Genomic DNA, 12938 nt, shown 5'->3' on the forward strand with positions numbered 1-12938 from the left:
CAATCATTACAAATGAAGAATCAGATAAATACGTTAGTCAAAAAGAAAAACTAGAGAACCTAAGTAAAAAAGCGGAAACCACAAAAACAGAATTTGCCAAGGAATTACAAAACACCAAAGAAGCTCATGCGCAAAAAATTCTTGAAGTAAGAGAAAAAATCTCACAGCTTCAAGCGGATGAAAATGCTGCTAACTTAAATGATGTCATTCAAAAACTTCAGCAAGCAATCACAAATAATCAAATAACTGATGACAACCAACCACTTGCAGATATAAATCACAAAAAGGACACATTGCAAAAAGCAATAGAAACAGCAGAAAATGAAAAAATTATAGCTAACAAAGAAACCGAGGCAGCACTAGATAATTTAGGTAAAACCATAAATGAAGCCAATTCTCTTACAAGTTCAATGCAATCAGAACCATTGCTAAATGATGCAAAAAATAAATTAGAACAAACAATAAAAGAAGCAACAGCTAAGAAAAATCACAGTCCTAAAAAACTAACTAATGCCGAAATCAATAATGCTAACAAAAAACTAAGTCAAGCAAAGCAAGAAGCAGAAAATACAATAAATAGTATAAATAAGCAAAAGAGTGAAATAAGAACCCAGATTAATCAAAAAGCAAAGGATATCAAAGATTATGCAGACACTTTAACTAAGAGCGAATATAAGGACATAAAGGATAAACTCACCAAAGCTGTAAGCGATTTTGAAACACAAAACAAAAAAGAGCTAAACAACAAAACCAAGCAACAACTAGATGAAATTTTGAATGATTTAAGTTCAAAATTAACCGAAGCCAAAGCAGAACAAGCTAAAAAAGATGGCGACATTAAGGAATTTAATAAACAACAATTATTAAATTCAAAGGATGCATTAAATAATTTTTCAAGCACAATAACAAGTAACGATTCTGAAATGATCAAATTAAAGGAAGATATTAAAAAGGCTATAGATGAAACAGATAAAATTATAAAAAGTAGTCAATCAGAAAAGTATGAGGAACAAAAGAAAAAACTTGATAATCTAAAAATAACGGCTGAACAGCAAAAGAAACAATTTGATGCAAGAATTCAAGAAGCAAAATCAGAACACGATAAAAAAATAAAGGAAGCTAATGATAAACTAACTGATCTAAGAAATGATGTAAACTCTAATAACTTAACAGAAGTTATTACCAAACTTCAAGAAGAAATCAGCAATAACCAAAGCTCTAGCATTACTGATTCAATTCAAAGTATTAATAGCAAAAAGGAAGCATTACAACATGCTATCCAAATAGCTGAAGCAGAGAAAGCTGAGGTAGACAAAAAAATTAACAAGGATCTTGAAGATTTCGAAAAAACATTAGAAAAAGCCAATGCAACAAAAAACGCGATGAATAATGAGCCTGAATTAAATAATCAAAAACAAACGCTTGAACAAGCGATAAATAATGCAAATAACATTAAAAATGCACATAAAAAAGCTCTAGATTCTCAAATAAAAGAAGCTAATAAAATCCTTGCAGAAGCTGAAAAGGTTGCAAAAGCTGCTCTTGATAGTATCAATAACCAAAAATCCGAATTAATAAAGCAGATTCAAATCAAAGCTGACGAAATTGAACAATATAAAAATCAAAATTTATCTAACGATAGTGCTTATGGCCAAATCAAAAATGAACTAGAAACAATCCTAAATAACTACAACAATAACGATAAGACAAATATTAATTCTAAAACTAAACACGACCTAGAACAGATCAAATCTAAACTTGATGCAGCCCTAGAAAAGGCAAAAAGAGATAAAGCGCAAAAAGATGCAGAAATTACTGAGACAAATAAGCGACAACTTACAAAAGCTAAAAACGATCTGCGGGAAGTTGTAAAACGTATCATAACACATGACCCAGAAATGACTAAGTTAAAAGAAAAACTTAACTCTGCCATTTCTGAGGCCGAAAATGTACTCAACAGAGAAGAACACGAAAAATTTATTGAACAAAAAAATAAATTAAATAATTTAAAAAATGAAGCAAACAGTGCAATAACTAATTTTAATAACAGACTTCATACTGAGCAAGACCTGCATAAGAAAAAGCTTAGAGATGCACAAGCAAAATTAGATTCATTAAAACAAGATTCAAACCACGCAAATTTAGCTACCATAATTAATCAATTGCAACAAATAATTAATACAAATAAATCCATAAAAAAAACTGACCCAATTAAAAGCATTTCAGATAAGGCTAGTGCCTTAGAGCAAGCAACAACAAACGCTGAAACGCAAAGAGTAGCTGCAAATCAAAAAACCGATGCCGAGATTGCAAAATTAGAAATGACACTTAAAAAAGCAAATGCTACAAAAGCAGAAATGGCTAAGGAACCAGCATTAAGTGATTCAACAACTACACTTACAAATGCGATTAGTTCAGCACAACCAGCAGCTAATAAAACTACTAAACTAACTGATGCACGAATTATCGATGCTAATAGAAGATTAACGGCAGCTGAGGATGTCGCCAAAAAAGCTCTTGATGCTATTAATAATCAAAAACAAACATTAAGAACACGAGTACAACAAAAAGCAGATGCAATTGACACTTATATAACTTCAAACCTAAATAAAAAAGAATACAAAAAAATTAAGCAAGAATTGCAAAATATTCTCGATACATACAATTCACAAAATAAACCTCATCTTACAACAAAAACAAAAGCGCAATTAGAGGAAATATCTAAGAATTTAGAAGATGAATTAAATAAGGCTAAACAAAAGAAAGAAAAGCAAGATAGTGATACAAGCATTGCTAATAAGAAAACAGAAATTAACAAATTAATTGATAAAATTCCTTATCCAGATCCTAATTCACCTGAAGCAACCCAAGCTAAAAATGCTCTAAAAAATACTGTTAATCAATTAAATAATATCCAAAGTTTAATTCAAAAACAAACTGAGATAACTAATTTTAGCAGCCATATGCAAACAAAGAAAAATCAGTTAAGTGCTAACGGCGGAAATCTAAAATATTCAGAAAATAATGCACAAGCAGTTCAAAAAATAAAACAAAAGCTAAATTCAGCACAAAATATAAATCAAGCTAATAACGCCCTACCAGATGGTTGAGCTAATAAGATTGAAACATACAAAAATGTAATTAATTCTTCGTTTGATAATGGCGCTGATAAAAACAATTTAATAACAAGATTAAACCAAACTGTTCCTACAACAATAACTGATAGTGGTGTATATAATGAAAATCATTTAAAAAATGAAATAATACAAAACTATAAACGTCTTGCAAAAGACAAGATAGGCACTTTAAGCAATATTCCTCAAGATAAAAAAAATAATATAAAGAGTAATATCGATAACATACAAGTTCCTAATGATCATACAAAATTATCTAAAACCATCAATGACATTAAGGAACTTGTTACAAATGCTACAAGACAAAACTTCAACTTATTTATTGATAAATTAGCATATCCAGAAGATAAATCGCAATTAAGAACTAATTCATTAAAAACAAAAGCAATAATTAAACAAGCACTAACATCTAATATTGATTATTCAAATAAAAATTCTGTGGAAACGACTCTAAATAAGCTAAAAACAAATATTGATACATTAAAAAATGAAATAAATAATATTAAACCAGAAGCAAAGAAAAATGAATTCTTAACAGAATTTTCTAAGGCTGATCATACTAAAATTTCAACATTATTACAAAAGGTTAGAAAATATAAACAGGATTATAAAGACAAAAAGCGTTCAGCTCAAGGAGTTATTTCACAAATTTCTGATCAAAATGAAAAGAAAAAACTGCAAGAAAAATTAGATAACCCAACAAATAGTATCGAAAGCTTTGATGCTATTAAAACTGAAGCAGAAAAGCAAAAAGAAAAAGAAATTAAGCAAAAGTCTAAGGAACTTCAAAGAGCTAAAGATGAAGCAAAGAAAATTGTCGACGAAATTAATTATCCTGGTGGAAGCAAATCACACGCCATAGAAACTCTAAAACATCAAATTGATCAAGCACAATCAATTGATGAAATTAATAGATTAAATGAAAATAATAAGAAGATAAAAGAAGCTGTTAAGAGAGCTCTTGACGCTATTGATAAATTAACAGATAATAAAGAAAAAGAAAATTTAAAAAGAGAGCTTGATAGTACTATAAGCATCGATGGTCAAAATAGTGGTATTAAACATATTACCGGTAAGGCTATCATGAAACGCCGTGAAGCACTAGAAAAGAAAAAGGGTAATATTCAAAAAGAAATCGAAAAACAAAAAGATTCAGCAGATAAAAAAGATTTAATAAACCAACTAAAACACATCGAGAGCGAAAAAGACCTTGATATGGTTAAGCAACAACTTAACTTAATTAAGGAAAAAGATAAACTAAAAGATGAAGTTTCAAAACTTGAACTATTTGACCTATCTGGCCACCTAAATGAAAATGGCCAAACCGGCAGAGGAGGTTTAAACAGCTCACAGTTATCAATGCTTAACAAAAGAATTTCTGATGCAACAACCGACCACGAACTGCAAACTATTAAGGCAGATATAGAAAGACAGAAACAAGCCGAGCTTAATGATTTAAAATTACAGCGAGCTAACGGCGGATTTCAACTAGACGCATATACTAGTCAAGAAATTTTTAATGATTTTAGTGAAATGAAGAATTTTTTATTCTCTATTATTTCAAACATAAAAATAATAAAAGGGATAGGCAATTCAAATGCTGAAAATGAATTCAGAAATAAGGGAGCTGAATTGCAAAATAAAATACTTTATCAAACAACAACCATAGATCAATATAAAAAAGTTAAACAGGAAGTTGAAAATTTTGCTAAACGTTGAGAAGATGATAGTAAAACTCAAAATTGAGTAGCATTCTTTATTGAAAGAGTTGAAAAACATTCTACGCAAAGTCCGCCTGAAGCTGGTCCATTCCCAGTAAATGTTGCGGAAAACCATATTAAACAAATTAAAACAATATTTAAAAATAAAGCGACAACGCGTGAACAAGCCATAAAAGCAGAAAATGATTATCTAAAATATATATTCTTTAATGCAAGAAGATTAAAGAAGCTTGATTATGACTATCTACAATTTATTAAAGACTTAAAATTAAACCCATTCTTGGATGAAAATGAAAAATCAAGACTTGATGTGCAATTTGACAAATTTACGAAAGCTGCTGATATAAACAGCAAAGCAAAAGTAGCTCTTGATATTGATTCTAGCTTGATCGGAAAAGGAACTAATACAAGGGATTTCTGGAGAGCAAGTTCACAAGTCGATTTTGTTGAATATTGGGTTTCAATGGTTGCTGAAGCACCAGAAAATATAATTAGTCAAGAAAACAAATATATATGAATTGATAAAATTACCCTAAATATTGATGAAAGAAAAGAAGTTGCTAAAAAACTATGAGATGAGTTTAAAACAAAATATAAGGATACGCTACTAAAAGGCGTTCTATTAGATAAAGACGGATTTCCTCAAAGACATGCACCGTTCTTTGAATAAAATATTTTATTGCAACATTAATTAGTAATTTTCATAAATTAATAACCTAAACTTTTAACATTTTTTATAACTAAAAATAAGGGGAAAATGCTGATTTATTAAAAAAATCAGCATTTTTTACTTTTTTTGACCTCAAATATATAATAATTTAGTTATAAATACACTAAAGAAAAATGAGGTAAAAATGATACTAAAAGGCCAAAGAGTTCAAATGCCTAAAAATGTCAAAATCATTAGAAAAGGTGATAATAAATATGTATATTAATAGAAGATGATAAAAAAATATCATTCGTTGCTTATACCGGGCAATATTTAACAATAACTAAAATTTTTAAAGATTTATATATAGATGAACAATTCTCGTGTTTCCCACATTAAGTATAAAAAAAATAAATATTCCATTTTTATGGAGTTTATTAAGTTAAAATAAAAGAATTTTTTCAGTAGTGTAGAAAATTTTGTGTAAATTAATCTCAGGCTTACCTTTAGTAAGATATTTGAGTATAGCAATTGCACAAATCTAAATTTATTATGCAAAAACACCAAACAACATGACAAAATTGGATAAATTTTCTTCCAAATATGTTGTTTGGATGTTTTAATTATTTAATCATCTTTTTCAAAAAAATTGTAACTGATTAAAAACAGACCCTCAATTAGGAATAAGGTACCAAAAATAATAAATTAAAAAGTCCTTTTGGACTTTTTAATTTATTGATTCCAAGTCATAAATGGCTTTTTCAATATTAATCCCAATAATATTATGGACATAATGATAAACTGATGATTCTTTGTTTAAAAAAGCATCATTTGCGGTTTTTATTTTAATGAAATAATTTTCATGAAGCTGAATATTTGCATTAACGTCACATTTATATACTGTTTCTAATAGATATTTAAATTCTTTCTCAGCAATTTCTTGATCGCAAAAAACATAAAATGGTCAAAAATTATTTTCTTTATATTTAAACGTAATTAATGTTCCGCCTTTTCCATCATTATTTATTATTTCACGAATTTTTTTTAACTGCTTTAATTTAAAATAAGAAATTTTTTTATTGGCAGTGATATTTTTAATAAAAACAGCATCTTTATTAAACTGACTATAAAACAATTCATAAGAACAAATGAAATATAAACTTTCCTCAAAGTAGAAATTATATTGAGTTTCTTCATTGCTTATGTATGATTCATAATCAATAGAATTATAAAACGGAGATTTTGCAATTTTTTTATAAATAACAAAATCACCTAAATCAAGAATCGGTAATATATCATAATCTTCTTGATTTTTTATAGGACTTAATAAACGTGTGCAAATCATTTCTTTCTCCTTAAAATAAAAACCACAAGACACTGCACTTCTCGATATGGCTGCTATATCTCTATCCTGACCAATTTACAAGGTTACCGTTCTCATGGCTTTATTATTATACTATATTTGCAAGCATTTTATTATATTAAATTAATCCAAAAAAAACACTTTGAATAAACTGCTTTATTTGCAACATTAACAAATGTCCCAAAATGAATTATAAAATGCGCCGAAGCGCAAATTTTAACGTCTGTTGTAATATTCAACAATTAATGATTCATCAATTTCTTTTGCAAACTCATTTCTTTCTGGCATTCTTGTATATGTAAACTTATTCCCATCACGAGTTAACCATGCAGCGGTTGTCATAACTTCAAGAGCGTCTTTAACATTTGCATTATTTTCTAATGAAGATTTAAGTTCGATTACAGAACCTGGTTTAATAATCATTGAAGGTATGTTTGCCTTATGTCCATCAACAACTACGTGATTATGGTTTACAAATTGTCTAGCCTGAGCTCTAGTACGAGCAAATCCTGCTCTAAATACTAGATTGTCTAGTCTAGATTCGACTAGTTGCAATAAATTAATACCTGTAACACCATCTTTTCTAGCGGCAATAGTAAATAGATTTTTGAATTGTCTTTCATTTAAACCATACATAAATCTAACTTTTTGCTTTTCATACATATGCAATTGGTAATCAGAAGGTTTTGATCTTTTGGCACCATGTTGACCAGGTGCAGTCATTCTCTTCTTACCCTTTGTGAATTCTTTATTATTTTCTAGAAGCGATGTTCCATATCTTCTAGATTTTTTAAAAATTGATCCTAAGAATCTTGACATATTTTTTTCCTTTCAATATGCAAAGACAATTAAATAATTCTTAATTTATATTTTTTTCTCTAATGATTTCGGTTAAACAGCTTCCTTACTATCAAATTTATAAAACAAAGAAAAAACTTTTAAATAATATTATTTATGCTGTTGTCAATGCTTTACAATTATACCTTATTTTTATTGTCAATAACTAATTATTTTCGCAGAAATATTTATTCAGCCAAATTAATCAATGGTTTATCATATTTAATTGTAAATTTATACATAAACTTCTTGATTTTTTTTGCAATATTACCTCTAGTATTATTTTTTTCTTGAATCACAAAAATTAATTTTTCGTATTTAGCATCGTATTTAATAGCCATTCATTCTCTTTGCTCAAAATTAAACTTTGCAACATACTTTGTATCACTATCCTTAAAATTTTTTCTAACATCTTCAATTGTGCTAACTTTTAATTGGGCAATTGAATCCTGCATATATAATTTAGTCTCAAAGTCAACAACATTTGATGGATGACAATCATAAACAAATTCACTAATAATCAATTTATTTGATAGGTCCAAATTTTGGTCACATATATCATCATATCTCATTTCTTGAGTTTGATAATAATTTAACATATCAACTAAAATATTAAAAAATAAAAATGCATCATACTTGATTTTTTTATCATTACTAAAATAAACCTGATAATCTTCATTAAAAAACATAAAATCAGGTTTTTCTATATTTTTTGAATCAAATTTTCAACTAAAACCAAGGTTAATTTTATATTTATTAGCTATGTTTGTAATATTCTCCTTCTTGCAAAGATTTGATGTAGCAATACTTTTTAAATTTTTAAAGTCATTGTTTGTATTTGTGTAATTATTAGTAAAGGATAAATAATTTATCACAAGGTCAGAGATATCAACCAAATCATATTGAATAAAATATTTTTGTTTATTATTTCTTCTATATAAATAGACCTTTTCATAGTCAAATGAAAATTTAAAAATATAATCCACATTTTTAAGCAATGCAAGTTTAAAAATTGAAAATTTCAAATAATTAGGCTTATCAAGCTTAAATGTATCTTTTAAAACTGTATAAGCAATATCATTTTTTCCAAGAATTTTCTTAACAAATGAATCTTGTAGCGCGCTAGAAATTACACCTATTTTGAGAATATGATTAGCGTTTTTAGTAAAGTTTTTACTTAAAAGAAAATCAGTGTATTCCCTTAATATTTTCCTAAAATTTAAATTACGCATTTGCGTATTACTATCCTTAACTAAGTCTATTGATACTTTTGTATATTCGTCTAGAATATATTCAATTATTTTATGATTTAATGGTTCATTATTCTTACCATATAACGAAATAGCAAAATTATTATTATCATATTTATGAAGATATATGATGACCACAAAAGCTTCGCTAACACTGTTTGTAAATGAACAAAATGCTCTGCTAACAGGTTCATTTTTCTCATAACCATATGAGTCTATATGATCACCATTGATTTTATCAATTAATTCATTTTCAAAAAAAGCTAAAAATTTATGGCTGCCATCATTTGCAATTAAAATTGATTTTTTATCCTTGCTAACATTAGATAAAACATTCTTAATAGCAAATCCTAATAATTTAATAGTAACCTCATTAAAGTTATCATATCCTGCCTTAATTTTAGCAATAATGTGATTGTTTCTACTAACGAAATTGCTATTTATTTTATTGTTTGTAGATTCATAGAAATTAGGAAATAATTTCAGCTTCATATTTTTTATCCTTTATTTTATAAGTTCTTCTAGCTTAACAAGAAATTCATCTATTGCTTGTTTTGGTGATATATCCCTTCTTATTTTTTCAATAAGGTTATTCTCAACTAATATTTTAATATATTCCCTAAATTTAGATTCTTTTATATCGATGAGATCACTAAAGGGGATCAGGTCATTATCAAAGATATTTTTTAAAACTAAATCATTCGCAATATTTGAATAGTTGTGTTTTTTTATCTCATTTTTAAAATTTTTTGTAGGAAAAATATAATCAAGTTGATAGCTCAAATATTCAATTGGCGTTAAATAAAGAGGCCTCCCATCAACAATTTGCTCATGCTTATTATTTTGATTATACATTCAATCTAAAAAAAGATTTATGACCTCATTTTTCGCGCCTACAGCCGATTTTATTGCAGAGAGAAATAAACCTTGGATAAAAAATGAGCCTTTTTTATCTTCTTTAGTTTTACTATGAGGCACATCTAAAATCAAAAAATCATCCTGATGATTTAAGAAATATTTTAAATTATACTTATATGCTCTAGTTGTTATGAACGTAAAAAGTTGGTCTTGTAGCCCTTCAATAGTTATTTTTTTTGTAACATCAATATCAATTTTTTTTGACTTTAGGGCAGTATAGAAGTTCATAAGAGTTTCTCTAAATTCCTCATACTCATTCCTATTTATTTTAAAAATATTGGCATAATCTATTTTAAAATCTTGATTGTATTTAAGAAAATAATTATTAAAGTCAGATCCAGCTTTTTTAAATAAAGTCTCAAAAATATAATTTTCGATATGCTTAACAAATAAAATACTTGTATTATCCTCATTAATTTCCATTTTTTTTATAAGATCAACAAACTCGTTAAACATATCATCATAGCAAAGTATTTTATTACTTAAATAATTAATTAATTCCTCATTTTTTTTATCTGCACTAGTTGGTATAAAACTTCTTATTGTATTAATAATTTTAAAATTTTTAAATCTAGCTAAAAAAGGTTCTGATGATTCTTTAATTTTGTCATAAATTGAATAAAAATAATTAATTAATAATCTCTTATTGACAATAAGCATCTCTGAACTAATGCCAACAGGTAGGCTAAAAATTTCATTTTGATTATCAAAACCAAGACGATTATTATAATCTAAAATCTTTTTCTCAATATTGCTCTTTTTTGCAATATCGGTTAGTTCAACTAATCGGTTATTATAATGAATAGCCGAAACAATAGAAGGGTAGGAAAGAATTAAGGAAGGTGTTCTACTATCTTTGATATTTAGCTCTAAAATAACTTTATTATTAATGTTTTTTTTGTCAAATGAGTTGCGAATTCTAATTTTGTGATTAGCATATTTTGAATCAAGAGTATCATTGAATTTATTAACTAACTCTACAATAGTGGCAAATGCTTTTTTTTCATGGGTTTCTACAAACGGAACCATTAAATTAACATTATCATCTTCACTGACTTGACAAGAATTACAAAAAGCCACGCTAAGTGGCGAAAAAATCGTAGGAATAATTTTAAAAATTGTTTTCTTTGACATACTTATTATTTGATAATACGTGAGGAAATAACTCTTGCCGCAATAGTGCCGTCATTAGTTGCAGTTGTAATTTGTCTGATATCCTTAGCTACAACATCACCGACAGCAAAGATATTTTTGAATTGTGTCTCCATATTTTTATCAACTATTATAAAACCACGCTCATCTAACATTTCTTTGTTAGAAATAAACGATGTCGCAGCCTTAAAACCAATATAAGGAAAAACCGCCTTAATATTCATTTCTTGAATATTTCCATCAATTTTGACAATAATACTTTCTAATTTATCTTCACCTTGAAGTTTTAATATTTCAGAATTATAATGAATATAAATATTTGCATGCTTTTTTGCGTCGTTAATAATTTTTGCTTCAGCTCTAACTATGTCTCTTACAAAAATGTGCACCTCTGATGCGGTTGCTGCTAAAAAAGTCGATTCTTCAAATGCTGAGTTTCCACCACCAATAATTGCACATGGTTCATTTTTATATAAGGCGCCATCACATACAGCACAATAAGAAACTCCACGTCCCCTAAATTTTTCAATATTTTCAATTGATATTGGTACTAAATTAGTCATTCCACTAGCAATAACAACAACTTGTGCATAATACTCATCGCCGTTTTCTAAAATAACTAATTTTTCATTATCACTAATGTTCCTAATTTCTACAACTTTTCCATAAATATATTTGGCTCCATTTTTTCTTGCTTGATTTAACATACTTGTTGCTAATTCAAAACCACTTATAAAATCAAAACCAGGATAGTTTTCAATCTTAGATTGTTGAGCGATTTTACCGCCGGGAACAGATGATTCAATAAAAGCTACATTATACTCATTTCTAGATAAATATAAAGCTGCTGTTAAACCAGCTGGACCTGCACCAATAATTAAAACATCAAATACTTTTTTCATTTTTCTCCTTTTTTAAAAAAATAAACATTAGTTTTTTAGGCTAACGTTATTTTTTGATCCTCTGCTTCTTTACGACTTAATAGATCTCTTCTTAATAGACCTTTGTTGTCATTTTTAGGTTCATAAACAATAAAGTAGAATATTTTATGAGTTCATTCTTTCTTATATTTATACACCTTATAAACATTAAAGTTTAGCTTAATTACAAATTCAAATAGAATTAATAAAACCGTACCAACGACCATATATAAAGCTGAAATTACCTTATAAATACCATAATTATCTTGACGTAATGGTTCCATTCCGAAACGTAGAATTCCATAAAAAATAATATATAATGCCCCAGTGGTTCCAGGTCTTAATCAGTTGTAATTGTTTAAAATTCAAACAAGCAAGATATAAGCAAATAAGTTAGCAATTGATTCATATAGGAATAATGGAAGACGATAGTGTCCATTAATAAACATATGGTCTCTAATCAACTTAGGTAATATCTTAAATGCAAACGATGTTTCAGACATAATTTGTCCATAAACTTCATGATTAGCAAAGTTTCCTCAACGACCGATAGCTTGACCAATGAAAACGGCAGGTAAAATAATAGAAAATGCTTTTCTTAAATTTATCCTCTTTGGATTTTTTGAAAATACAATGTATAATACACAACAAATTGTAGCAGTAATAACCCCACCATGAATAGATAAACCTCCTTGCCATACATAAAATATTGTATATCAAGGCCCATTTGGTCATCCTCTATGTTCGATTAGTTGTTGAACGACAAAGATAAATCTCGCGCCAACAATAGCGGTAGGCAAAGCAATAAAAATCAGAATTGCTAATTGCTCAAAGGAATATTTTTCTCTTCTTCAGAAATAAGCAACTGTCAGTATTGCACATATCATACCTAACATTAAAGTTAAAGAATATACGTGAAAAGGGCCAACTTGAAGACTAACGCCTGCATAATCCTTCATACTTTCTCCCTTCATAATAAAAAATAATAAAGAAT

Annotated in this window: 7 protein-coding genes and 1 other RNA gene; 1 reads left to right on the forward strand and 7 read right to left on the reverse strand. The window is 27.7% G+C overall.

Going from position 1 to position 12938, the window contains the following annotated elements:
- Positions 1 to 5525 (forward strand): hypothetical protein (locus tag ACWXVU_RS01970; protein WP_456012076.1); only part of this gene is annotated, 5525 nt, incomplete at its 5' end.
- Between the two features lie 706 nt (positions 5526 to 6231).
- Here the strand turns inward: ACWXVU_RS01970 and ACWXVU_RS01975 are convergent.
- From ACWXVU_RS01975 to lgt, 7 genes are all read right to left on the reverse strand, one after another.
- On the reverse strand, positions 6232 to 6849 hold the full coding sequence (locus tag ACWXVU_RS01975) for a hypothetical protein (protein WP_438340745.1): 618 nt from the start codon (positions 6847 to 6849) through the stop codon (positions 6232 to 6234).
- A gap of 10 nt (positions 6850 to 6859) precedes the next feature.
- Positions 6860 to 6955, reverse strand: an RNA gene (gene ffs / locus ACWXVU_RS01980) — signal recognition particle sRNA small type.
- 128 nt (positions 6956 to 7083) lie between these two features.
- A complete protein-coding gene (gene rpsD, locus ACWXVU_RS01985) occupies positions 7084 to 7686 on the reverse strand; it encodes a 30S ribosomal protein S4 (protein ID WP_438340744.1) in 603 nt (200 codons plus the stop codon).
- Between the two features lie 206 nt (positions 7687 to 7892).
- Positions 7893 to 9446 carry a hypothetical protein gene (locus ACWXVU_RS01990; protein WP_456012077.1) on the reverse strand — a complete coding sequence of 518 codons (1554 nt, stop codon included), beginning with the start codon at positions 9444 to 9446 and terminating at the stop codon, positions 7893 to 7895.
- Between the two features lie 12 nt (positions 9447 to 9458).
- The gene (locus ACWXVU_RS01995; RefSeq protein WP_456012078.1) at positions 9459 to 11006 is read right to left on the reverse strand and encodes a hypothetical protein; all 1548 of its coding nucleotides are present in this window, start codon (positions 11004 to 11006) and stop codon (positions 9459 to 9461) included.
- Positions 11007 to 11011: 5 nt separating this feature from the next.
- On the reverse strand, positions 11012 to 11926 hold the full coding sequence (locus tag ACWXVU_RS02000; RefSeq protein WP_455994265.1) for an NAD(P)/FAD-dependent oxidoreductase: 915 nt from the start codon (positions 11924 to 11926) through the stop codon (positions 11012 to 11014).
- A gap of 35 nt (positions 11927 to 11961) precedes the next feature.
- A complete protein-coding gene (lgt, locus tag ACWXVU_RS02005) occupies positions 11962 to 12918 on the reverse strand; it encodes a prolipoprotein diacylglyceryl transferase (protein WP_438340740.1) in 957 nt (318 codons plus the stop codon).
- Positions 12919 to 12938 lie beyond the last annotated feature (20 nt).

The organism is Mycoplasma sp. 2575, from assembly GCF_053851635.1.